The organism is Janthinobacterium sp. FW305-128, assembly GCF_020858135.1.
Taxonomy (GTDB): domain Bacteria; phylum Pseudomonadota; class Gammaproteobacteria; order Burkholderiales; family Burkholderiaceae_D; genus Janthinobacterium.
The window spans coordinates 143,369-166,260 of the sequence record NZ_JACYMK010000013.1; the positions used below are offsets into that span (position 1 = coordinate 143,369).

Annotated in this window: 18 protein-coding genes; 9 read left to right on the forward strand and 9 right to left on the reverse strand. The window is 62.7% G+C overall.

The window, feature by feature from the left end; translation table 11 throughout:
- Positions 1–131 precede the first annotated feature (131 nt).
- Positions 132–350 carry a SlyX family protein gene (locus IGS60_RS24625; protein WP_070290273.1) on the reverse strand — a complete coding sequence of 73 codons (219 nt, stop codon included), beginning with the start codon at positions 348–350 and terminating at the stop codon, positions 132–134.
- 159 nt (positions 351–509) lie between these two features.
- Here IGS60_RS24625 and IGS60_RS24630 point away from each other — a divergent pair, with 159 nt between their 5' ends.
- Both IGS60_RS24630 and IGS60_RS24635 read left to right on the forward strand, forming a co-directional pair.
- A complete protein-coding gene (locus tag IGS60_RS24630) occupies positions 510–896 on the forward strand; it encodes a type II toxin-antitoxin system RelE/ParE family toxin (protein WP_070290276.1) in 387 nt (128 codons plus the stop codon).
- Complete coding sequence (locus IGS60_RS24635) at positions 893–1,249, forward strand: addiction module antidote protein (protein WP_070290278.1); 357 nt, start codon at positions 893–895, stop codon at positions 1,247–1,249. The genes IGS60_RS24630 and IGS60_RS24635 overlap by 4 nt, the downstream gene beginning before the upstream one ends.
- Positions 1,250–1,256: 7 nt before the next feature.
- Here IGS60_RS24635 and IGS60_RS24640 read toward each other — a convergent pair whose 3' ends face one another.
- Positions 1,257–3,317 carry a UvrD-helicase domain-containing protein gene (locus tag IGS60_RS24640; RefSeq protein ID WP_070219613.1) on the reverse strand — a complete coding sequence of 687 codons (2,061 nt, stop codon included), beginning with the start codon at positions 3,315–3,317 and terminating at the stop codon, positions 1,257–1,259.
- 209 nt (positions 3,318–3,526) lie between these two features.
- Between IGS60_RS24640 and IGS60_RS24645 the strand changes: the two genes are divergently transcribed.
- On the forward strand, positions 3,527–4,012 hold the full coding sequence (locus IGS60_RS24645) for an SRPBCC family protein (protein ID WP_070219615.1): 486 nt from the start codon (positions 3,527–3,529) through the stop codon (positions 4,010–4,012).
- Between the two features lie 9 nt (positions 4,013–4,021).
- Here IGS60_RS24645 and IGS60_RS24650 read toward each other — a convergent pair whose 3' ends face one another.
- Positions 4,022–5,143, reverse strand: a complete 1,122-nt coding sequence (locus IGS60_RS24650; RefSeq protein ID WP_230506475.1) for an HD domain-containing phosphohydrolase — start codon at positions 5,141–5,143, stop codon at positions 4,022–4,024.
- 164 nt (positions 5,144–5,307) lie between these two features.
- A complete protein-coding gene (locus tag IGS60_RS24655) occupies positions 5,308–6,756 on the reverse strand; it encodes a dihydrolipoyl dehydrogenase (RefSeq protein WP_230506476.1) in 1,449 nt (482 codons plus the stop codon).
- Between the two features lie 131 nt (positions 6,757–6,887).
- Here IGS60_RS24655 and IGS60_RS24660 point away from each other — a divergent pair, with 131 nt between their 5' ends.
- On the forward strand, positions 6,888–7,778 hold the full coding sequence (locus IGS60_RS24660) for an ArgP/LysG family DNA-binding transcriptional regulator (RefSeq protein ID WP_230506477.1): 891 nt from the start codon (positions 6,888–6,890) through the stop codon (positions 7,776–7,778).
- Position 7,779: 1 nt separating this feature from the next.
- Here the strand turns inward: IGS60_RS24660 and IGS60_RS24665 are convergent, their stop codons facing one another.
- Together IGS60_RS24665 and hemE are read right to left on the reverse strand one after the other, a co-directional pair.
- Positions 7,780–9,831: a primosomal protein N' gene (locus IGS60_RS24665; RefSeq protein WP_070219618.1), complete on the reverse strand. Its 2,052-nt coding sequence runs from the start codon at positions 9,829–9,831 to the stop codon at positions 7,780–7,782.
- 838 nt (positions 9,832–10,669) lie between these two features.
- Positions 10,670–11,755: a uroporphyrinogen decarboxylase gene (gene hemE, locus IGS60_RS24670; protein ID WP_070312001.1), complete on the reverse strand. Its 1,086-nt coding sequence runs from the start codon at positions 11,753–11,755 to the stop codon at positions 10,670–10,672.
- Positions 11,756–11,953: 198 nt separating this feature from the next.
- Between hemE and IGS60_RS24675 the strand changes: the two genes are divergently transcribed.
- The 5 genes from IGS60_RS24675 (at position 11,954) to IGS60_RS24695 (ending at position 21,236) form a co-directional block, all read left to right on the forward strand.
- Positions 11,954–13,897, forward strand: a complete 1,944-nt coding sequence (locus IGS60_RS24675; RefSeq protein WP_230506478.1) for a prolyl oligopeptidase family serine peptidase — start codon at positions 11,954–11,956, stop codon at positions 13,895–13,897.
- Positions 13,894–18,075, forward strand: coding sequence for a DEAD/DEAH box helicase (locus IGS60_RS24680; RefSeq protein ID WP_230506479.1), 4,182 nt, complete (start codon positions 13,894–13,896; stop codon positions 18,073–18,075). The genes IGS60_RS24675 and IGS60_RS24680 overlap by 4 nt, the downstream gene beginning before the upstream one ends.
- 69 nt (positions 18,076–18,144) lie before the next feature.
- A complete protein-coding gene (locus IGS60_RS24685) occupies positions 18,145–18,633 on the forward strand; it encodes a hypothetical protein (protein ID WP_230506480.1) in 489 nt (162 codons plus the stop codon).
- Between the two features lie 169 nt (positions 18,634–18,802).
- A complete protein-coding gene (locus tag IGS60_RS24690; RefSeq protein WP_070312009.1) occupies positions 18,803–20,662 on the forward strand; it encodes a DUF885 domain-containing protein in 1,860 nt (619 codons plus the stop codon).
- 172 nt (positions 20,663–20,834) lie between these two features.
- Positions 20,835–21,236 (forward strand): hypothetical protein, encoded by a 402-nt coding sequence (locus tag IGS60_RS24695; protein WP_230506481.1) that lies wholly within the window; start codon positions 20,835–20,837, stop codon positions 21,234–21,236.
- Between the two features lie 83 nt (positions 21,237–21,319).
- On the opposite strand, the gene tatC is transcribed toward IGS60_RS24695, so the two are convergent.
- The 3 genes from tatC to tatA are packed head-to-tail and all read right to left on the reverse strand — an operon-like array spanning position 21,320 to position 22,892.
- Complete coding sequence (gene tatC / locus IGS60_RS24700) at positions 21,320–22,078, reverse strand: twin-arginine translocase subunit TatC (protein ID WP_230506482.1); 759 nt, start codon at positions 22,076–22,078, stop codon at positions 21,320–21,322.
- A complete protein-coding gene (tatB, locus tag IGS60_RS24705; RefSeq protein WP_230506483.1) occupies positions 22,075–22,608 on the reverse strand; it encodes a Sec-independent protein translocase protein TatB in 534 nt (177 codons plus the stop codon). Before tatB ends, tatC begins: the two co-directional genes overlap by 4 nt.
- A gap of 47 nt (positions 22,609–22,655) precedes the next feature.
- On the reverse strand, positions 22,656–22,892 hold the full coding sequence (tatA, locus tag IGS60_RS24710; RefSeq protein WP_046683197.1) for a Sec-independent protein translocase subunit TatA: 237 nt from the start codon (positions 22,890–22,892) through the stop codon (positions 22,656–22,658).

Here is a 22,892-nt window from a genome sequence, read left to right on the forward strand (position 1 = left end):
GAGCCGCGATTGTGTCGCGGGCCAGCCTGAAATAATAACAGCCTGACACACTTGCGTCACCAGCAACTACCGGTGGTAGCGCGCCTGCCAGTGATGAACGGTTTTCATGCGCCCCGCACTACGATGCCGATTTAATAATGCGGCGGACGTTCGTTGACCAGCCCGCCATTCGCCTGCTGCGCCCCGTCGCGCACATGCTCGCCCAGCTTGTGCAGCATCGCTTCCAGCTGGTCGATGCGCTTGCCCTGCTGGTACACCATCTGGTTCAGCGACTCGACCAGATCTTCCTGCTGCGCCAGCTTGATTTCGATATCGACGAAACGTGTTTCCATCTGTTCTGCATTGTCCATGGTGCTCTCGGTGATTCCTGACTGAAAGGGGGCATTCTACCGCCGCAGCGGCGTGCGCCAGGACAAACTGCGTCCATTCGCCGCCGGACGGGCCCCGATTTCTGTTTATTCTTCCTGGATGGGCTCAAGCCGCTTGACGAATGAGAACAAACGATTACAATGAACACACCAACGCGACCCGAACCAGTACTGATCGATACGCGCAAGACGGCCGAATACCGGCGCTGGGAAGACTCCCTGCACGATGTGGCGGCCGCCGCCATCGATGCACGCATCAAGCATTTACAGCACGGTAAAAAGGGCGACTGGCGGCCAGTGGGCGAAGGCGTGTGCGAGCTGCGTTTTTTACAGACGGGACCCGGCTGGCGCGTGTACTTTCACGAAACGAATCGGGGCACCCTGATCTTGCTACTGCTGGGTGGCAACAAATCGAGCCAGCAGCGCGACATCAAACAGGCGCAAGCGATACTCAAGGACTTGAAAGCCCGGCAGGCAGCCATCCGGAAAGCGGCGGCAAGCCCATCGACAGGAGCACGAAAGAAATGAACCACCATATCGACCATGACACCTTCGACCTCGACGACCTGGAAGCCTTAGGCCTTAGCAAATTTGACCCAACCCAACACCTGACCAGCAAGGCCGCCGTGGCCGCCTACATGAGCGAAATCGTCGCCACCGGTAACGCCGAACTGTTCCAGTCGGCCATGAACGACGTGGTGCGCGCGTACGGCATGGGCAAGGTGGCGGCCCGGGCCGACATCACGCGCGAAGGCGCATATAAAGCCTTGCGCGAAGGCAGCAAGCCGCGCTTTGAAACCATTTTGAAGATGCTCGATGCGCTGGGCATGCAGCTGGCCATCGTGCCCAAAACCACGCCCGACAGCACCGTGGAAGCGTGAACGCTGCTTAAGCCTTCGGCGCGGCCAGCAAGGCCTTCATGCGCGCCAATCTTTCCTTGGGCGAAATCACTTCCGCCTCCGTCGGCACGGCATCGCCCACGTCGAGTTGCATTTCCTTGATGAAGCGCGACGGGTCGCAATGGACTTGCTCGCCCGCCCGCTTGCGCTTCTTGCACCAGGTGACGTGCAAGGTGCGCTGCGCGCGCGTGATGCCCACATACATCAGCCGCCGCTCTTCCTGGATACGCGCGGCGATGGTTTCGGCCGGCGCGTCAGGATCGCCCTTGTGCGGCAAGATCCCCTCTTCCACGCCAACGAGAAATACGTGCGGAAACTCCAGCCCTTTCGACGCGTGCAAGGTGGACATGCGCACGGCGTCCTGCTCTTCGTCCTTGCCCTCGAGCATGGTCATCAGGGCCACCATCTGCGTCAGTTCCAGCACGTTCTTTTCTTCGCCGTCGCGGTCCTTGCCGCCCCTGCCCCGTTCCTTGAGCCAGTTGACGAATTCGAGCACGTTCTGCCACTTGCTTTGCGCTTGCCGTTCCTCGAAGGCGTCATACAGATACGATTCGTAGTGGATTTCCTTCATCATGTCGTCCAGCACTTCGGCCGCGTTGTCGCCGCTGCCGGCAGCGCCGGGACGGCTGGCGCGCGACTCGAGGTCGTTGATGAAGTTGCAGAAGTCGCGCAGCGGACCCAGCTGGCGATCCGTCAGCTTGGCCTCGATGCCGCCCTTGAACACGGCCTGGAACAGCGAGCACTGCCACTGCCCCGAGAATGCGCCCAGCACCTCCAGCGTCGACTGGCCCACGCCACGGCGCGGCGTCGTCACGGCGCGAATGAAGGCCGGGTCGTCGTCTTCGTTCGCCAGCAAACGCAGGTAGCTGATGATGTCCTTGATCTCGGCCTTATCAAAAAAACTCTGGCCGCCCGAGATCGTGTACGGAATGCGCTCCTTGCGCAGACATTGTTCGATGATGCGCGCCTGGTGGTTGCCCCGGTACAGAATCGCGTAATCGGAAAATTTGTTCTTGCGCTCGAAATGGTCGGCCGAGATCATGATGGCGACCTGCTCCGCCTCCTGCTCGTCCGTCTGCATGCCCAGCACCTTGATCGGCTCGCCCAGGCCGTGCTCGGACCACAGCGATTTTTCAAACAGTTTCGGGTTGTTGCCGATGACGGCATTGGCCGCATTGAGCACGCGCATGGTGGAGCGGTAATTCTGCTCGAGCTTGATCACGCGCAAGTCGGGGAAATCCGTTTCCAGCGTTTTTAAATTTTCCACCGTGGCGCCGCGCCACGCATAGATCGCCTGGTCGTCGTCGCCCACGGCCGTAAACATCGGCTTCTTGCCGATGCCCGTCACCATCAATTTGACCAGTTCGTACTGGCAGGTGTTCGTATCCTGGTATTCGTCAACGAGCAGATAGCGCAAACGGCGCTGCCACTTGTCGCGCACGGGGCCGTTGTTGCGGAACAATTCCACGGGCAGGCGGATCAGGTCGTCGAAATCGACGGCCTGGTAGGCGGAAAGCGTGGCCACATAGCTGCGGTAGATGCGCGCCGCGTTGGCTTCATCTTCATCCTTGGCTTGCGCCAGCGCCATGTCCGGATCGATCAGGCCATTTTTCCAAAGCGACATGGCATTCTGGATGCCGCGGATCACCTGTTTATCGGTGGTAATGGCAAGGTCTTGCACGAGGGAAAAACAGTCGTCGCTGTCCATGATGGAAAAGCGGTCCTTCAGCCCCACGCCATTGGCTTCCTGGCGCAGGATTTTCACGCCCAGCGAGTGAAAGGTCGACACCGTCAACTGCTTGGCCTGGCGCGGTTGCTTCAAGAGCTTGGCGATGCGCTCCTGCATTTCCAGCGCCGCCTTGTTGGTGAAGGTCAGCGCGGCGATGGTGCGCGGGTCATAACCGCGGTCTTCGATCAGATGGGCGATCTTTTGCGTGATCACGCGCGTCTTGCCCGAACCGGCGCCCGCCAGCACCAGGCAGGGGCCGTCGAGGTAGGTAACCGCTTCGCTTTGGGGCGCATTCAGACCGAACTGTGGTGCTTTGGACATCAGGGTATTTCCGCAGGGAACAGCAGCCCATTGTAACAGCGTCGCGCAGCCTATTTGCATGGCGGAGCATGCCCGAAAAACAGGCAATGGCATTGATATATCGCCATATGCCGCCATCTTGGCCGATGCAATGCGTGCGGCGATGCCACGCCTGGAGTACCATTCCGCCTATATCGCCCGTGCGCGCCCACTTACCGAATGGCAGTCCCATGAAATTTGAACACCTGATTGAAATCAATGATCCGTTGAATCCGCTGATCGATACCTTGACCCTGGAACAAGTGTGGCGCGGCCTCGTCTTGCGCGCCGAGTCGCCGAAGCTGTTCGTGCCGCACCTCGATGAGTGCCGGATCAGCGAGCGCTGCGATGCCGGTTTCGCGCGCAGCCTGCGCTATGGCGAACTGGTCATCAACGACAAGGTGGTGCTGGTGCCGCAACTGCAGGTGCGCTATGAAGTGCCGGCGCAACAGGATATCAGCGCTTCCTCGCTGGTGATGACCATCGAAATGCCCGACGAAGCGAGCCTGTGGGTGCGCTTCCAGTACGACGACGGCCATGACGCGGCCACCGATGCGGCCAACGCCCTGTACGACGACTTCCGCCGCTCGGCCTACAAGGAGTCGGACATCGACACGGTGCGCATCATGCGCGAGCTGGCGCTCGAGGGACGGCTCGATGCGGGTCTGCTGAATTAAGCTCCCGCGCTAAATTCGTGCGCTGCGGCCCCATAGCTGGTCGGGGCGAAATTGCAGTCCCGCCTGCTCCGCGCTGAGCACTTCGCGGATGGCGTGCAAGTCCACGCGCGTGTCGCGCCGCAGCGGCACGTCCAGGTGCGCGCCGCGGGGGCCGACCAGCGACTGCACGTGGGGCGTGGTGGCGTTCAAGCCCTTGCGCGTGACGACGCCGATTTCCCCATTGAGTAATTTGACGAAAGTGCCGACCGGGTAGATGCCCAGCTCGCGCACCAGCAGGGACGCCAGCGGCGCATCCAGGGTGGCCTTGTCGGCCATCAACATTTCACGCAAGGCCACGTTCGGCAGCAAAGGCTGGCGGTAGCTGCGCTTCGAGACGCGCGCGCAATAGCGGTCGGCCAGCATGATCAGCCGGGCGCCGATGCCGATCGCCTCGCCTTGCGTGCCCAGCGGATAGCCGCTGCCATCGATATTTTCATGGTGCTGCAGCACGGCCTGCAGCCAGACGGCATCCGTGACGCCGGCCGCGCGCAGCAAGTCGACACCGGCTTGCGGATGGGCGCGCAAATAGGCGCGTTCCTGCGCGTCCAGCGGGCCCGCCTTGTGCTGGAAATCCGCATGGCGTTCCAGCATGCCCACATTCATGCTCAGCGCGGCCAGCAGCACGCTGCGCACGACGGCGTCGTCGAGTTTCAGCGCGCGCGCCAGCAGGGCCGTGATGACGGCCGTGTCGACGCTGTGGCGCACGGCAAAGTCGCCCGCGCTCTGGTTGTGCAGGATGCAGGCCAGCGCCACGTCGGCATCCAGAACAACGGCCTCTTCCACCAGTTGCGCCAGCGGCGCCAGGGATAGGTGGCTGCCCGCCTGCCCGGCGGCGATGACCGGCAAGACGAGGGCCAGCCCTGCCGTGACGAGGTTCAGCATGCGCAGGGCCGATGGCGCTTCCGTGGCCGTGCGCGGCACGTCGGCGCTGGTATCGGCGATGACGCCGCGCGCCAGCAGCAATGCGATCTGGTTTTCGCTGCTGATGACATGGCCCAGCCTGGCCAGCAAGCCGCCCGTTTCGCCATGCACGTCCCAGGGCAGGGCCACGCCCAGGGCGAGTTCTCCCGCGTAAATGCGCCGAATTTTCACATCGTCTCCATCATCGCCTGCACCCGCTTGTTTTTACCATCCTGGCATCAGCGGCATGTGCCAATTGAAATGTTTTTTGCTTTTAATCAATATTTCAATGTGGCAGCGATGATCGCGCAATCATGTGCGCTTGTCTACAAAATTGTATAAATATCAAAATTGCATCAGACGCCAGGCGAGCAGTCGGCGCAGTCCGGTGCGTGTTCCGGGTCTTTTTCCAGGTGCAGCGCCAGCTCGCGCAAGGCCGTGCGCACGCCTTCCTCGATGACGGGGTGGTAGAACGGCATGTCGAGCATGGCGGGCACCGTCAGCTGCGCCTGGCAGGCCCAGGCCAGCAAGTGGCCCAGGTGTTCCGCCCGTGGGCCGATCAGCTCGGCGCCGAGAAAGCGCTTGCTGCCGAATTCCGCATACACGCGCAACATGCCTTGGTTTTGCAGCATGACGCGGCTGCGGCCCTGGTTGCCGAACGACACGGCACCGACGGCAAAGCGGCCCGCGTGACTGACGCACAATTGCTGGTAGGTGGCGCCCACAGTGGCGATCTGCGGCTCCGTGAAAGCGATCGCCAGCGGCGTGCGGCGCAAGCCAGGTTTGACGTCGGGAAAGCGCGCCGCGTTGTCACCCGCTATGCGGCCCTCGTCGGCCGCTTCGGGCAGCAGCGGCAAGGCGTTGTCGGCATCGCCCGCGATGAAGATGGCGCTGGTGCCGCACTGCATGGTGTGCGGGTCATGCAGGGGGATGCCGTGGCGGTCGAGCTCGATTTGCGCCGTGTCCAGACCGATCTTGTCCACGTTCGGACGGCGGCCGATGGCGGCCAGCACGTACTCGAACTGCTCGGTTTTTTCCTGACCCGCATCATCGCGGCTGGTCAGCGCGATGCCGCCGCCGTCCGGCGTTGTTGCCATGTGCGCGACCTGGGTCATGAAACGGATATCGAGTTCGCGCGCCAGCACGGCATCGGCCTCCCGCAGCACCAGCGGGTCCGTCAGCTGCGCGACTTTATTACCGCGCGCAAACAAGGTCACGCGCACGCCCAGCCGCGCCAGCGCCTGGCCCAGTTCCAGACCGATGACGCCGCTGCCGACCACGGCGACTGACTTTGGCAAGTCCGTCCATTCGAACACGGCGTCGCTCGTGATGACGCGCTCGCCCGCCGCCTGCCACTCGGGCGGCACGATGGGCGTGGAACCGGTGGCGATCACCACGCTGGCCGCTTCGACAAGCGTATGTTCGTCGACCTGCAGCTTGCCCGGCGCAATGAAGCGGGCGTGGCCGCGCAGTTTTTCTTCCTCGGGGATGGCGTTGACGCCGTCGAGCACGAAGCCGACAAAACGGTCGCGCTCGCTGCGCACCCTGGCCATCACTTGCCGGCCGTCGATGCGCACGGGGCCCGGATGCACGCCAAAAGCGGGCGCGGCGGCCACGGCATGGGCCGCCTCGGCCGCCGCGATCAGGAGCTTGCTGGGCATGCAGCCCACGCGCGCACACGTCGTGCCGTACGGCCCGCTTTCGATCATCAGCACGCGCTTGCCCTGCATGCGCGCGGCCTTGTGCGCCGTCATGCCGGCCGTGCCGCTGCCGATCACGGCTACATCCACTTGTATCGTTTTCATCGTGCTACTTATCTCCGCGTCAGATTGCTCACAGCGTTCGATACTACCCGTTTGCCGAAAATAAGGTTTTACTTTGCTGCAATATGTGTATTAGTATAACTAATCAATTCTAAAATTTATAAGCTGAGCTAATGGGATCACTCGATTATCGCGCGCTGGCCGTGCTGGACGCCGTGGCCAGCCATGGCAGTTTCGACAAGGCCGCCCTGGCGCTGGGCATCACCCAGTCGGCCGTCTCGCAGCGCATCAAGGCGCTGGAAGACGCCAGCGGGCGCTTGCTGATCATCCGTGGCCAGCCAGCCGTGCCGACGGGCCTGGGCCAGCGATTGATCGTGCATCACCGCAACGTCAAGCTGATGGAAGCATCGCTCGACATCGACCTGGGCAACAGCGTCAGCATGCCGGAAATCGCCATCGCCATCGATGCCGACAGCCTGGCCACGTGGTTCCCCGACACCTTGTCCGCCCTGCTGGCGCCACCGCGCTGCCAACTCGACGTGCGCCTGGCCGACAGCGACAGCGCCCTGCAGATGGTGCGCGACGGCTCCGTGTTTGGCTGCGTGGCGGCCGAGTCCGGCACGGCGCTCGACGCGGCGGCGGCCACCAGCGTCACGCCGCTGGGCACCTTGCGCTATGTCTGCGTGGCCACGCCCGTGTTTGCGGGTCACTGGTTCGGCGATGGTTTTATTGCCGAGGCCGTGCAACTGGCGCCGGCCGTCGTGGGCCAGCACGGCTTGCTGGCGCGTTTCCTCGCTGAACAATTGAGCATGCGTGAACCGTTTCCGCACCATACCTTGCCGGTCGAAGCGGCGCGCCGCGCCTGCGTCCAGGACGGCTTGGCCTACGGCCTGATGCCGCAGCGCCTGGCCGCGCAGGCGCTGGCGACGGACCGGCTCGTCGACCTGATGCCCGGCAGCACCCTGGACGTGCCGCTGAGCTGGCACGCGTGGACGCTGGACACGCCGTTTACCAAGCTGTTGTCGGAACAGATCGTCAAATCGGCGCGCGATTACCTGCAGTAATTTAAATATCGAGCGGGTCCACTTCCAGCGACCATTTCACGCGCGTCTTCATGGCGCGCAGCTCCGCTAACCATTCCTTCAAAAACGCCTGCAAGGCCGGCCGCGAAGGCGATTCGAGCAGCAGCTGGGCGCGGTCCACGTTGTAGACGCGCGTCATGCTCATGGGAATCGGGTCGTTGATGGTCACCTGCGGGTGTTCCATGCACTCTTTCGCCGCCTGCAGGAATTCGATGGCCGTGGCCAGCTCGGGCGCCTCGGCGCGCAGCAGGGCCTGGAACAGATACGGCGGCAGCGCCGCCTGGGCCCGCTCTTCCAGCAAGGTCGTGGCGAAGTGATCGTAATCGTGGTTGACGACGGCGTCGTACAGCGGATGACGCGCATAGCGCGTCTGGATCAGCACTTCACTGACGCTGCCCCCTTCCGTCTGCGCAGCCCGTCCGGCCCGGCCCGCCACCTGCATCAGCTGGGCGAACAGGCGTTCGCTGGCCCGGTAATCCTGGGAAAACAGGGCCGTGTCCGGGTTCAGGATGCCGACCAGGGTCAGCTTTTTGAAATCGTGGCCCTTGGCCACCATCTGCGTGCCGATCAGGATATCGACTTCGCCCCGGTGCACGGTGTCGAACGCTTCCTGCGCGCTGCCCTTCTTGCGCGTGGAATCGGCGTCGATGCGCAAAATGCGCGCCTCGGGAAACAATTGCTGCAAGCCCTCTTCCACGCGTTGCGTGCCGCGTCCCAGCGGCTGCAGGTCGACGTTGCCGCAGGTGGGGCAATGGCGGGGAATGCGCAATTCCAGGCTGCAATGGTGGCAGCGCAAGCGGTGTTCGGGCTTGTGCAGCACCATGAACGAGGTGCAGCGCGTGCAATTGCTGATCCAGCCGCACGATTCGCAGCAGATCACGGGCGAATAGCCGCGCCGGTTCAGGAACAGCAGCGACTGCTCCCCGCGCTCCATGCGCAGTTTTAATGCGGCGACCAGATGCGAGGTCAGGCCGTCTTTCGGCTTGTCGCGCTCCATGTCGAGGATCTTGACGCGCGGCAGGACCGCATTTTTGACGGCCCGCTCGCGCAATTCCAGCTTGCGGTAGCGCCCCGTCTGCGCGTGGTGCCAGCTTTCCAGCGACGGCGTGGCCGAACCGAGCACGATGGGAATCTGCAATTGCCAGGCGCGCCACACGGCCAGGTCGCGCGCGGAATAGCGCAAGCCTTCCTGCTGCTTGTAGGACGGGTCGTGCTCTTCGTCGATGACGATCAGTTTGAGTTTCGGCAAGGACGCCAGGATGGCCAAGCGCGTGCCGAGCACGATGCGCGCCTGGCCCTGGTGCGCGGCCAGCCAGTGCAGCATGCGCTCGCCTTCGGACAGGCTGCTGTGCAAAGTGGCCAGCATGACGCCGGGAAAGCGCGCGCGGATATTGCCTTCCAGCTGGGGCGTCAGGTTGATTTCCGGCACTAAAATCAGGATTTGTGCATCGTCCTCGCGCGCCAGCACCTGGGCGCACGCCTGCAGATACACTTCCGTCTTGCCGCTGCCCGTCACGCCGTACAGCAGGGTCGGCTTGAAACCCTGCGCGCCGCCGATGGCGTCCGCCGCCTCTTGCTGGGCAGCATTGAGCGCAGGCATGTTCAGCGGCGTGCCGTCATGCGCGTCGGCCAGCTTGCCCAGCTTCTTGATGGCGCGGTCGAGCGCCACGGTGGTGAGCACGCGCAAATTCTTCGGCAAGCCCGGCAAGGCCACTTCACCGAGCGGGCGCTGGTAGTAATCGGCGGCGAAGGCGGCCAGCGCCAGCCACTGTTCAGACAGGGGCGCCAGCTGGCTGCGCACGGCCAGCACGTCCTTCAATTTCGCGGCGGGCACATCGGTGCTGTCGGACACGCCGACGATCAGCCCCATCACTTCGCGCCGGCCGAATGGCACCAGCGCCAGCTGCCCCACTTGCGGCAGCGGCACGGCAGCGCCCGTATCCGCCGCCGCTGTCCAGCGGTAGTCGAACAAGGCGTTCAAGGGCGTGTCGAGCGCGATTTTCAGGATGCACGACGTCAAAATGCACTGCGACATGGGGGTAGGGCCTATCTCAATAAAAAAGCGCGCCGCAGGGGCGATGGCGCGGCGGGATGTCCGGCATCAAGCCAGCGGGCCATGATACTTGTTTCATCCGTCAAACGCCTAACGACGGACGGGACGGCGTGCTCTCGTGCCTGAAGAAAATTCTGTGGATAACTTTGTGGACAAAGCAAAATTAACTTTCAGAAAAATGTGGACATAAAATTTCGACTGCCGTCAAGAGCGGCACGCAAGAAAAATTAATCATTTAAAATCAATGGCTTAAAAATTGATGCCCGGGCGGCCACAAATCCACAGGGCATTTCCGCCGCTGTGCATAACTGAGCCATTTGTAATGTATTTATACAGAAATCAGCACCATTTTGAGGCGTCCGATCGGCAAAAACGCGGACGGCATGCAGCAAAATTGACAATTGCCGGGCAAGCGTTCGTTTTTACCTGACGGACGGCGAAACATTGTTCAATTATCATGCGCTGCAACATTCACTTCAGGTGAAACCTGAACATCGGCGCTAAGTATCGGTTAACAAAATACTTTTCAATTTTATCCACAGAATCTGTTGATAACTTTGTGGACAATGAAGGAATAATGCAAGCGGACGAAAGAATAACCTTATCAATAGCAACAAAGTCCGCTAGTCAATGAATTTTTTATTCCTTAATAATCAATCACTTGAAAATCGCCCCCGGGCATGGCTTTGACACTGCCTCTTATTTCCGCAGCAAAAAAAATTGTGCATAAGTCGGTATGTCTTGCTAAGGCGCAGCAAAGAAAAAGGCAGGCTTCCGTTGGAAAGCCTGCCTTTTCTGCCCCTGCGGGGAAAACGACGACTTACTGGCCGCTGCGCATGGCGCGGCTCATGCTGTGCACGGCTTCCACCATCGCTGCCACGGATTCCGGCGGCGTGAACTGGGAAATGCCATGACCCAGGTTGAACACGTGGCCCGTACCAGCCGATGGCGCGCCGAAGGCGTTGAGCACTTTCGCCACTTCGGCGCGGATCTGCTCGGGGCTGGCGAACAGGATGGCAGGGTCGAGGTTGCCCTGCAAGCCCACTTTATGGCCCACCAGCTGGCGCGCGCGCGTCAGGTTGACGGTCCAGTCCAGGCCCACGGCATCGGCGCCGATGTCGGCGATCTGCTCGATCCACTGGCCGCCGCCCTTGGTAAACACGATGGCGGGAATCTTGACGCCATCCTTGTCGCGTTTCAGCTGCGCCACCACTTGCTGCATGTAGGCCAGCGAGAATTCCTGGTAGGCGCCGTCAGCCAGCGCACCGCCCCAGGAATCGAAGATCATCACGGCTTGCGCGCCGGCGTCGATCTGCGCATTCAGGTACTGCGCCACGGACGTGGCGTTGATCGCCAGGATGTGGTGCATCAGGTCAGGGCGGTTGTACAGCATCTTCTTGATGGTATGGAACTCTTTCGAGCCGCCGCCTTCCACCATGTAGCACGCCAGGGTCCACGGGCTGCCGGAAAAACCGATCAGCGGCACACGGCCATTGAGTTCCGTGCGGATTTGCGTGACGGCCTTGAAGACATAGTCGAGCGATGCCAGGTCCGGCACTTGCAAGGCCTTCACGTCCTGCTCCGTGCGCAGCGGGCGCTCGAACTTCGGGCCTTCGCCATCGGCGAAATACAGGCCCAGGCCCATGGCGTCCGGCACCGTCAGAATGTCCGAAAACAAAATCGCCGCGTCGAGCGGGAAACGCTCCAGGGGCTGCAAGGTCACTTCCGTTGCGTAATCGGGATTCTTCGCCAGGCCCAGGAAGGAGCCGGCCCGCTCGCGCGTGGCGCGGTATTCGGGCAGGTAGCGGCCTGCCTGGCGCATCAGCCAGACAGGAGTGTGCTCGGTCGGCTGGCGCAGCAGGGCGCGCAGGAAAGTGTCATTCTGGAGCGGAGCAAATTGTGGCATGGCAGGCAATCGAGCTTGGAGAAGCGGTATTATCGCATCCAATCGCCGCCATTTCATTGATTCCGGTGCCGCTTTGCAGCATTTGCCACGCACAGCGATGACTTTCGTTGTGCCTGCCCTTCCATTATGATGATGAACGCCGCCGCGCTGCCTGACGCCGCCTGGAGGCCCCTCTACCCACCACGACACGGAGCCCGCATGACCTCGACCGCATCCAGCACCCCTTATGGCATTTGGCCATCGCCGATCAGCGCGGCCATCGTCGCCGCCGGCGCCTCGCCGCTGACGCAGCTGGCCCTCGGGGGAGCGGATGGCGCCGACGTGTTCTGGCTGGCCGGGCGCGCCAGCGAGGCGGGTCGCAACACCCTGCTGCGCCAGCGCGGCGCGCGTGTCGATGAACTCACGCCAGCGCCCTTCAATGTGCGCACCCGCGTGCATGAATACGGCGGCGGCGCGTATGCGGTGGCCGGCGATACCGTGTATTTCTCGCATTTCGCCGACAATTGCCTGTACCGCGTGGCCGGCGACGCCGCGCCCGAAGCGTTCACCACGGGCGGCAATACGCGCCATGCGGACTTCGTCGTCGATGCGGCCCGTGCCCGCCTGATCGCCGTGCGCGAACAGCATCCGGCAGAGGGCCATGCGCAGCCGGAAAACTGCCTGGCGGCCGTCGGCTTCGACGGGCACGAAACGGTGCTGGCGCGTGGCCACGATTTTTATGCGGCGCCGCGTTTGTCGCCGGACGGCAGCCAGCTCGCCTGGATCAGCTGGGACCACCCGCGCCTGCCGTGGCAAGGCACGGAACTGTGGCTGGCCGACGTGCAGGCGGACGGCAGCCTCGGTTCGCCCCGCCTGATCGCCGGCGGCGCGCGCGAGTCGATTTGCCAGCCGGAATGGTCGCCGAACGGCTTGCTGCACTTCGTTTCCGACAGCAGCGGCTGGTGGAATCTGTATCGCCTGCATGGCGCCGACATCGAGGCGCTGTGCCCGATGGAAGCGGAATTTGCCACGCCGCACTGGACCTTCGGCGGCAGCATGTACGGTTTTCTTTCCGACGACGAGATCGTCTGCACGTATATCCAGGCCGGCGTCAATTATCTGGCGCAATTGAACGTGGCGGCGGCCAAGCTCGAGCCGATACCGCATCCGTACCAGGAAATCCGCGAACTGCGCGTGGGACCCGGCTTCGTCGCGCTCTTGGGCGGCAGCCCCACCATCGCGCTGGAACTGGCGCGCATCGATTTGTCCAACCATGAGCTGGAAGTACTGGCCCAGTCGATCGCACAATTGCCCGCGCTCGAGTATTTGTCCGTGCCGCGCAGCTTGAGTTTCCCTAGCAGCAATGGCCGCACGGCGTATGCCTTCTTTTATGCGCCCACCAATGGCGACGTGCAGGCGCCGGCAGGCACCTTGCCGCCCGTCATCGTCATCAGTCATGGCGGCCCCACCAGCATGGCCAGCAATACCTTGAAGCTGGCGACGCAGTACTGGACCAGCCGCGGCATCGGCGTGCTCGACGTCAACTACGGCGGCAGCAGCGGTTTCGGCCGCGAATACCGCGACGCGCTGCGCGGACAGTGGGGCATCGTCGACGTGGAAGACTGCATCGCCGGCGCGCGCTACCTGGCCGCCAACGGCCTGGCCGACCCGGAACGCCTGATCATCCGCGGCGGCAGCGCGGGCGGCCTGACGACCCTGTGCGCCCTGACCTTCCACGACGTCTTCAAGGCGGGCGCCAGCTACTATGGCGTATCCGACCTGAAGGGTCTGGACGACGATTCGCACAAGTTCGAATCGCGCTACACCGACTACCTGATCGCTTCGCAGCCGCAAGCCGAGGCCCTGTACCGCGAGCGCTCGCCCATCCACCACACGGACAAACTGTCGCGCCCGATGATCTTCTTCCAGGGCCTCGATGACAAGGTAGTGCCGCCGCAGCAGTCGCAGCTGATGGTCGACGCCCTGCAGGCGCGCGGCGTGCCCGTCGCGTATGTGCCGCTCGAAGGCGAGGGCCACGGCTTCCGCAAGGCGGAAAACATCGTGCGCACGCTGGAAGCGGAACTGTATTTCTACCAGCGCGTGTTCGGCCTGCCCGTGGCGGCCGGCGAGCCGCCCGTGCACATCGCCAACTTGTCCGCATGACCGACCCGCATGCAGACCAGCGCTTGCTGGATGAATTCGCCGCCCTGGAGCAGCATGAACAGATGATCCTGGCCTTGCTGGCCATCGCGGGCGAACCCGTGGGCAAGCATGCCGTGTATGAACACTTGCAGCGCGCCAATGTCGTCGAGCCGGACGGCACGCCGTTTGCCCTGCTCACCGTCACGGGCATGCTGCAGCATTTGACGCGGCACGCGCTGGCGTCCGAAGTGGTGGGACGGGGCTATGCCTGCGAAGCGAAGCTGCGCTGGCCCGCCATGCGCGCCGCCATCGAGCACCTGGTGTTCCGCGACCTGTGCCAGGCCATCGAGCTGATCAACCCCGTGCGCCGCAACTGGGATGGCTATGTGGAATTGCGCAGCTACCGGCAAGGCGTGGCGCGCCTGCGCATCGCCCTCTTGCGCAATGACGAGGTGCGCCACGTGGCCGCCATCCTGGCCGCCTGCATGGCGTGCTATGAAGCGCAGCAGCTGCATCCGCTGATCGAGATCTTCGGCCGGCCGTTCGAGCCGGAAATGTTGTCTTTCGTCATGCCGCAACTGCAGGACGACATCCTCGCCGTGCTGTTGGGCAACGCCCCGCGCGAACCGGCCACGGCGCACGCCATCCGTACCTACGCGCGCGCGCACCACGCGCGCCAGGCGGCCGCCGGCGACCACATCGGCGCCGCCCTGCCGCTGGCCTTGGCCGAGGACGCCCTGCTGTGCGGCGAACTCGACGCGGCCGCGCGCTACCTGGCGGGCCAGCAGGGGCCGCAGGCGCTGTTTGTCGACAGCAGCATCGCCCTGTTGCGCGGCGAACATGCGCACGCCGTGGCGGGCTTTGAAACGGCCCTGAAAGGGTTACGCAAGGAAACAGGCAAGCGCAAGCTGTGCTTTACGGGCATCGGCGGCCACCTGTACGTGCTGGCCTTGCTGCGCGGCAACGACGCCAAGCTGCTGAAAAGCGCGGAGACCTACCTCGATATCGCGCTGCATGCGCAACCGAACCACGACAGCATCGTCTACCAGCAACTCAATACCTTGCGCCTGGTGCGCGCCGGCGTGCTGCAAGCCGATGCGATCCCCACGCGCAGCTGGGAAACGGGACTGCAGGCGCAGCTGTTCCAGGCCTTGCTGTACTACTGGCTGGCCCTGCCGCAATTGAGCGAGCGCAAGGATCAACTGCGCCTGTTGGTGCAGCAAGCGGACGCGGCCGGCTACGACCTGATTGCCGCGCAGGCGGCCGGCTTGCTGGGCTTGCTGGGCGAGCCGCAGCAGGAGCGCTACGCCACGGCCAAGCGCGCGCAACACGGTCTGACGGACATGGCGCCGTGGTTCGAGCGCCAGGAAGCGTGGCAGCGCCAGCTGAGCGCCCTGATCAACCTGCAGCAGAACGCGCCCGCCGAAGCGCTGGGCGGCGTCTCGCGCCTCGTGTGGCTGGTGGCGTTCGACCCGCGCTTCGGCTTGACGGCCGTGGAAGTGCGCGAGCAGAAACGCGACGCGCGGGGCGGCTGGAGCAAGGGCCGCGCCATGGGCCTCAAACGCCTGGCCGAAGAGGCGGGCGACATCGATTTCCTCACGCCGCAGGACGCCCGCGCGGTCGGCAGCATCGCGCCGTTCAAACAATATTATTCGTCGGCACCGCGCTATGAAATCGAGCTGGACAAGGCCGCCATCCTGCTGGTGGGCCACCCGCTCGTCTTCTGGCTCGATCACCCCGACACGCGCGTGGAACTGATCGCCGGCGCACCGGAGCTCCTGATCAAGTCGCACGAGGGGCAACTGTGGCTGGGCATGCAGCCGCCGCTGCCCGACAACGGCGGCAACGTCGTGGTGCAGAAGGAAACGCCGACGCGCCTGCGCGTGGTGCACATCCTCGACGAACACCGGCGCATCGGCGCCATCGTGGGCCTGGGCTTGTCCGTGCCCCTGCATGCGGAAAAACAGGTGATGCAGGCCATCGGTGCCATCTCGTCCATGGTCACCGTGCAGTCCGATATCGGCGGCGGCGCGGGCGACGCGGAAGTCATCACGGCCGACCACCGCCTGCACGTGCATTTGCTGCCCTACCAGCAGGGGTTGAAGATGCAAATTCTCGTGCGCCCGCTGCTCGACAACGGCGCCTATTACGCACCGGGCAGCGGCGCCGAAAGCGTGTTTGCCGATGTGGCGGGCCGGGCCGTGCAAGCGCGGCGTGACCTGAATGCGGAACGCGAAGCGCAGCGCCAGCTGATCGGAAAATGTCTGGTGCTGGAAGAGGCGGAAGAAGAGCATGGCGAATGGCTGCTGGGCCAGCCAGCGCTGGGCCTGCAATTGCTGGTGGAGCTGCAAGCGCTCGACCCCGCCGGCATGGTCTTGGCGTGGCCCGAAGGCGAAACCATGCGCGTGTCGAAGCGCATCGACAGCGGCCAGATGCGCCTGAATATCAAGAGCGAAAAAGACTGGTTTGCCGCCAGCGGCGAAGTGCAGATCGATGAAGACAAGGTGATGGATTTGCGCGCCCTGCTCGATTTGATGCAGAACAATAAAAGCCGCTTCGTGGCCCTGGGCGACAACCAGTTCCTCGCGCTCAGCGACGAGCTGCACCGGCGCCTGTCGGAACTGGCTGCGTATGGCGAAGCGCATCCCGATGGCGTGCACATCCACCCGCTGGCCGCGTTTGCGCTGGAAGAGCTGGCCAACGATGCGGGCGGCGTGAAGGCCGACAAACTGTGGCGCGAACACCTGCTGCGCCTGCGCGCGCTCGACGATTACCAACCGCAGCTGCCCAGCACCCTGCAGGCCGACTTGCGCGACTACCAGCTGGCCGGCTACGAATGGCTGGCGCGCCTGGCGCACTGGGGCGTGGGCGCCTGCCTGGCCGACGACATGGGACTCGGCAAGACTTTGCAGGCGCTGGCGCTGATCCTCGCGCGCGCGCCGAACGGCCCCACCCTCGTCGTCGCCCCCACGTCCGTGTGCATGAACTGGATCAGCGAAGCGCAGCGCTTCGCGCCCACCTTGAACGTCAAACTGTTCGGCAGCGGCGACCGGGCCGACATGCTCAACACCTTGCAGCCGTTCGACCTGGTGGTGGCCAGCTATGGCTTGCTGCAGCAGGAAGCCGCCATGTTTGCCGGCGTGCGCTGGCATACGATCGTGCTCGACGAAGCGCAGGCGATCAAGAATGGCGCCACCAAGCGTTCGCAAGCCGTGATGGCCTTGCAAGGCGATTTCCGCATGGTGGCCAGCGGCACGCCGCTGGAAAACCACCTGGGCGAACTGTGGAATCTGTTCCGTTTTATTAACCCGGGCTTGCTGGGCACCCTGGACCAGTTCAATTTGCGTTTTGCGGGACCGATCGAAAAGGATCAGGACAAGCGGGCGGCGGCCGGCGCGCGCCTGCGGCTGCGCCGCCTGATCGCGCCGTTCATCCTGCGCCGGACAAAAACGCAAGTGCTGTCGGAATTGCCGTCACGCACGGAAATCGTGCTGGAAGTGGAATTGTCGCCGCAGGAAACGGCGCTGTACGAATCCTTGCGCCGCGAAGCGCTGGAAAAGCTGGCCATGGTGGAAGGACCGGCCTCGAAAAAGGCCATCCAGATCCTGGCGGAAATCATGAAGCTGCGCCGCGCCTGCTGCAATCCGCAGCTGGTGGCGCCCGAGCTGGGCCTGGCCAGCAGCAAGCTGGCCGCCTTCGCCGAACTGCTGTCGGGCTTGCTGGAAAACCGCCACAAGGTGCTCGTCTTCAGCCAGTTCGTCGACCATTTGACACTCATCCGCAAGCACCTGGAGCAGCATGGCGTCAGCTATCAGTATCTCGACGGCAGCACGCCCATGCAGGAGCGCAAGCGCCGGGTCGACGCCTTCCAGGCGGGCGAAGGCGACGTCTTCCTGATCAGCCTGAAGGCGGGCGGCATGGGCATCAACCTGACGGCGGCCGATTACGTGATCCACATGGACCCGTGGTGGAACCCGGCCGTGGAAGACCAGGCCTCGGACCGCGCCCACCGCATGGGGCAATTGCGCCCCGTCACCATCTACCGCCTGGTGGCGAAACACACGATCGAGGAAGGCATCGTCGAATTGCACCAGCACAAGCGCGATCTGGCCGACAGTCTGCTGGAAGGCAGCGATGCGGCCGCGCGCATGTCGGCCAGTGACATGCTGGGCATGCTGCAGGAGGGGTTGAAGCGATGAGTTTGAAAAAACGCACGGGGAAGCCGCGTTCCATGCGATGATCGTTTTTCCCTGTTTTGATGCCACGCCATGACCGACTATATCGCCACCAGCGCCGGCCAGCGCGCCACCTTTTTGTGCGGCAAATCCTGGACAGCCTATGTCAGCACCTTCATCATCGCCGTGCTGCTGTTCTTTGCCGCCCTGCCGCTGGCCTTCAAGTACAACGCGCGCGCCGCCTTCGTCGTGCTGATCGGCTCGGCGCTGATCGTCGGCTACCGCCTGCTGACGATCCGCAGCTATCAGCTGTACTACGACGAGGCGGGCGTGTGGCTGGCGTCCGGCATCTTGCCGTGGAAAAAGAAACTGACGGGCGTCAAGTGGCGCGACATGGATGAAGCCGTCTATGAAACCAACTTCTGGAGCTGGCTGTTCCAGTCCTATACGGTAAGAGTCCGCCAGCGCTACACGCAGGAAACGGAAATCCACGCCACCGGCATGGCGCGCGGCAAGGATGCCGTGGCGGCCATCAATGCGCGCCACCAGGACATGCTGCGCGGCAGCGCCATCGTCGTCTAGCGCCGCGCGCTCCCGGCGCAAAAAACTGCGCAGCGGCGGCAATTAATGCTAATCTTTGGGCCGCCCAGGCAAGCAAGGCCAACCTTTCAATAGTTGTTTGTTACTTATATTATCAGTTTATTATTTTCTGATACTGACAGACAGCAAAATATTCAAGAGATAAACTATGCTGATCAAAAATAAAGTTGCGCTCGCCGCATTGATGATGGCTTTTACCCTGACACCAGCCAGCGCCGCCAAGAAACCGCAGAAGCAAGGCAAGGCCGGCACCAGCAGCAGCAAGAAGAAAACCGTCGGCAAGAAAGCGGCCGTCGTCACGGCGGCCACGGCAGCAACGGTCGCCGCCGTCGCCAGCGAGAACAGCAGCGACCGCTCCATGAATAACCTCAGCGGCCAGTTCCTCACGGCCCTGTGGCGCCTGGACCCGGAAAGCGCGATTTCGGTCGGCAAGTACGATGGCGCCGCCAACCTGAGCATTCCCGACGCGGCCAGCCGCCAGAAGCAGCTGGCCTTCATCGAAGAATGGCTGGGCAAGTTCGGCAAGCTGAATGCCGGCAAGATGTCGGACAAGCAACGCACCGACCTGGCCTTGCTGACGAATAAATTGCAGTCGGACCGCTGGTATCTGACCACCTTCCGCGAATTCGAATGGAATCCCGCCCAGTACAACGTGGCCGGCTCCATCGATTTCATCCTGAACACGGAATACGCGGCCCAGCCGCAGCGCCTGCGCACCTTGCTCAAGCGTATCGCCAGCGTGCCGCAATACTATGCGGCCGCCCGCGCCAGCATCGTCAACCCCACGCGCGAGCACACGCAGCTGGCCATCGCCCAGAGCGCCGGCGTGCTCAGCGTGCTTGACGACCTGAACAAGACGGCACAGGGTTCCATCCTGACGCCGGCGGAAAAGCAGCTGTACAACGCGCGCATCGCCGCGGCCCGCACGGCCGTGCAAGGCTATGCGGCCTGGCTGACGGAACAGGATGCCGCGCTAGCGCAGAACGGCAATGCGCGCTCCTTCCGCATCGGCAAAGATTTATATGAACAGAAATTCGCCTACGATATCCAGGCCAGCGTGAGCGCCGAGCAGATGTACCAGAAAGCCCTGGCCGCGCGCGAAAAGCTGCTCGAGCACATGGATAGCCTGTCCGACGAGCTGTGGGTGAAAACCATGGGCAGCACGGCCAAGCCGGCGGACCGCACGGCGAAGATCGGCATGGTGATCGACAAGCTGTCCAGCAAGCACGTGGCCCCCGCCGATTTCGTGCCGGAAATCCGCCGCCAGATCCCGGAATTGCAGGAATGGGTGACCAGCCACAACCTGCTGACGATGGACCCGAAAAAGCCTCTGGTCGTGCGTGAAACACCCGCCTACCAGCGCGGCGTGGCCGGCGCCAGCATCGAGGCGCCCGGCCCCTACCGTCCGCAGGACCGCACCTATTACAACGTGACGCCGCTCGACGGCGAAACGCCGGAACAGGCGGAAAGCAGCTTGCGCGAGTACAACCACTGGATCTTGCAGATCCTGAACATCCACGAAGCCATCCCCGGCCACTACACGCAGCTCGTGTACGCGAACAAGTCGCCGTCGCTGGTCAAATCGATCTTCGGCAATGGCGCCATGATCGAAGGCTGGGCCGTGTATGGCGAGCGCATGATGCTCGAATCGGGCTATGGCAACAACGCGCCGGAAATGTGGCTGATGTATTCGAAGTGGAACTTGCGCAGCGTCACCAACACCATCCTCGACTACAGCGTGCACGTGCTGGGCATGACGGAAGCGCAAGCGCTCGACCTGCTGACGCGCCAGGCTTTCCAGACCAAGCGTGAAGCCACGGAAAAATGGCGCCGCGTGCAGTTGAGCTCGGTGCAACTGACCAGCTATTTCAGCGGCTACAGCGAAATCATGGACTTGCGCGAACAGCGCAAGCAGGCGCTGGGCAACAAGTTCGTGCTGAAGGATTTCCACGAGCAATTCCTCAGCTATGGCAGCGCCCCCGTGAAAGTCATCAAGGAATTGATGAATTAAGCCGCGCTCGCCGTCAGCTTGCAAAGGGCGCCGCGGCGCCCTTTTTGCATGCGTTTGCGCCGCCGCAAACCACCGGCTACCCTGTCCATCAAGCTGACGGGAAGGCAGGCGCCACCGCACTCCTCACTGGCAATTGCCGATTTTTCTGCTAGGGTGAGAGTCGGGAGCGTCCATGCATATGCCCATCCAGTTCGACACCCTCGATTACGCCAAACGCCTCGCCTCGGCGGGCGTGCCCACACAGCAGGCGGAAGCCCATGCCACGGCCTTGGGCGAGGTACAGGGTTCGGCCGTCGTCGTGCATGGCGAACTGGCGGCGCTGGAGCGCAATCTGCTGGGGGAAATCAAGCTGGTTTCGCAGAACGTCGATACCAAGGTAGGCGCCCTGGAGGTGAAGATCGATGCGCTGGAGCTCAGGCTCGACACCAAAATTGACGCCCTGGAGCAAAAATTCGACGCCCGCCTGGAACGCCTGGACTTGCGCCATGGCGCGGACATGAAACACGTCTACTGGATGATGAGCACCTTGATCCTGCTCAACCTGGGCATCCTCAGCAAACTGATGCTGCAGTAAGCGCACACCAACTTTCCTGACAACAAAAAAGCCGCTGCTCCCGGGGGAGGTCAGCGGCTTTTGTCTGCGCCTGTGGCTGCCGTCTAGGACGCTTCTTCCGGCGCCTGGGTGGCGCGGACAAATATCGGCGCCAATAACAAGCCCAGTTCGAACAGCAGGCACATCGGGATGGCCAGGGCAAACTGGCTGACGATGTCGGGTGGCGTGACGATGGCGGCGATGACGAAGGCACCAACGATCATGTAAGGACGTATTTCCTTGAGTTTCGCGATGGAAACGAGGCCCATGCGCACGAGGATCACCACCACCACCGGCACTTCGAAGGTGGCGCCAAAGGCCAGGCACATCGACATGACGAATTCGAGATAATTTTCGATATCGGGCATGAGGGTGATGCTGTCGGGCGAGAACTGGTTGATGAAGTGAAATACCCTGCCAAAGACAAAGAAATAACAGAAGGCAACTCCACTCATGAACAATAATGATGAGGAAATCACCAGTGGCGCGATCAGGCGTTTTTCATGCGCGTACAGGCCTGGTGCGATAAATGCCCACAGCTGGTACAGCACCCAGGGCAAGGAGATGACAAAGGCCACCAGCAGGGTCACCTTCATCGGTATCAGGAACGGCGAAATGACGCCGGTGGCAATCATTTTGGAATCTTTGCCGGTCAGCGAACTGAGCATCGGCTGGGCGATGATGTCGTAGACTTTATCCGGGCCAGGCCACCAGAACAGCAACGCGCACACCACGGCAATGCCGATCGAGGCCTTGACCAGGCGGTTGCGCAGCTCGACCAGATGCGAGATAAAGGTTTCTTCCACAGGGAATTTGCTACTCATGAGTAAAAGGAGGAGGAACTGGCACGCGGACGGAAACGCGCCACGCGGGCGGCCGCCGACTGCACGTGCTGCTTGCCGCCATGGCGCTGCTTGTACCAGCCGGGAACGGCGGAATTGCGCACCAGCTTCTTGCGGCGAAATTCGCGCGCCTTGCGGGCCAGGTCATCGTTGGTGGCGCGCAGCATGGCTTCATGGGCGTCGTGATGCCCCTCATACGCACTGGAATCGCCGCGCCACGCGTTTTCCACCTCGGCCAGGTTGCCGGAGATCGAGTTTTCCACGCCATGCATGGATTTCTCCACGCTTTGCTGGACGGAATGGGCCGCCTCCTGCACTTCCTTCTGCAGGTTTTTCAGCTCTTCCAGCTCGATTTCGCGCGTGACTTCGGATTTCACCTGGTTCAGGTAGCGTTGCGCGCGGCCATACAGGGTGCCGGCCATGCGCGCCACTCTCGGCAACTTTTCAGGGCCGATGACTATCAACGCAACCACGCCGATGATGGCGATTTTAGAGAGACCGAGATCGATCATAAGCGGACAAGGCTGTTACCGGACGAGGCAAGCGCCCCGCCACGCTATCAGGACTTGCTTTTCTCTTTCGTTTCGACGTCGATGGTGCTTTTGTCGGCCACTTGCGATGGCGCAGCAGGAGGGGTATTGGCTGCCGGCGCGTCATCGTCGCCCTTGACGCCATCCTTGAAGCCTTTGACGGCCTTGCCGATATCACCGCCGATATTGCCCAGTTTCTTGGTGCCGAAGACCAGCATCACGATAACCAGAACGATCACCCAGTGCCAAATACTCAATGAACCCAT

Bases quoted from the DNA above. Each gene is read 5' to 3' on its own strand.
- IGS60_RS24695 (WP_230506481.1), top strand. From the start codon at position 20,835: ATGCATATGCCCATCCAGTTCGACACCCTCGATTACGCCAAACGCCTC.
- IGS60_RS24680 (WP_230506479.1), top strand. From the start codon at position 13,894: ATGACCGACCCGCATGCAGACCAGCGCTTGCTGGATGAATTCGCCGCC.
- IGS60_RS24645 (WP_070219615.1), top strand. From the start codon at position 3,527: ATGAAATTTGAACACCTGATTGAAATCAATGATCCGTTGAATCCGCTG.
- IGS60_RS24665 (WP_070219618.1), bottom strand. From the start codon at position 9,831: ATGTCGCAGTGCATTTTGACGTCGTGCATCCTGAAAATCGCGCTCGAC.
- IGS60_RS24685 (WP_230506480.1), top strand. From the start codon at position 18,145: ATGACCGACTATATCGCCACCAGCGCCGGCCAGCGCGCCACCTTTTTG.
- IGS60_RS24635 (WP_070290278.1), top strand. From the start codon at position 893: ATGAACCACCATATCGACCATGACACCTTCGACCTCGACGACCTGGAA.
- IGS60_RS24675 (WP_230506478.1), top strand. From the start codon at position 11,954: ATGACCTCGACCGCATCCAGCACCCCTTATGGCATTTGGCCATCGCCG.
- IGS60_RS24655 (WP_230506476.1), bottom strand. From the start codon at position 6,756: ATGAAAACGATACAAGTGGATGTAGCCGTGATCGGCAGCGGCACGGCC.
- hemE (WP_070312001.1), bottom strand. From the start codon at position 11,755: ATGCCACAATTTGCTCCGCTCCAGAATGACACTTTCCTGCGCGCCCTG.
- IGS60_RS24660 (WP_230506477.1), top strand. From the start codon at position 6,888: ATGGGATCACTCGATTATCGCGCGCTGGCCGTGCTGGACGCCGTGGCC.
- tatB (WP_230506483.1), bottom strand. From the start codon at position 22,608: ATGATCGATCTCGGTCTCTCTAAAATCGCCATCATCGGCGTGGTTGCG.
- IGS60_RS24625 (WP_070290273.1), bottom strand. From the start codon at position 350: ATGGACAATGCAGAACAGATGGAAACACGTTTCGTCGATATCGAAATC.
- IGS60_RS24630 (WP_070290276.1), top strand. From the start codon at position 510: ATGAACACACCAACGCGACCCGAACCAGTACTGATCGATACGCGCAAG.
- IGS60_RS24640 (WP_070219613.1), bottom strand. From the start codon at position 3,317: ATGTCCAAAGCACCACAGTTCGGTCTGAATGCGCCCCAAAGCGAAGCG.
- tatA (WP_046683197.1), bottom strand. From the start codon at position 22,892: ATGGGTTCATTGAGTATTTGGCACTGGGTGATCGTTCTGGTTATCGTG.
- tatC (WP_230506482.1), bottom strand. From the start codon at position 22,078: ATGAGTAGCAAATTCCCTGTGGAAGAAACCTTTATCTCGCATCTGGTC.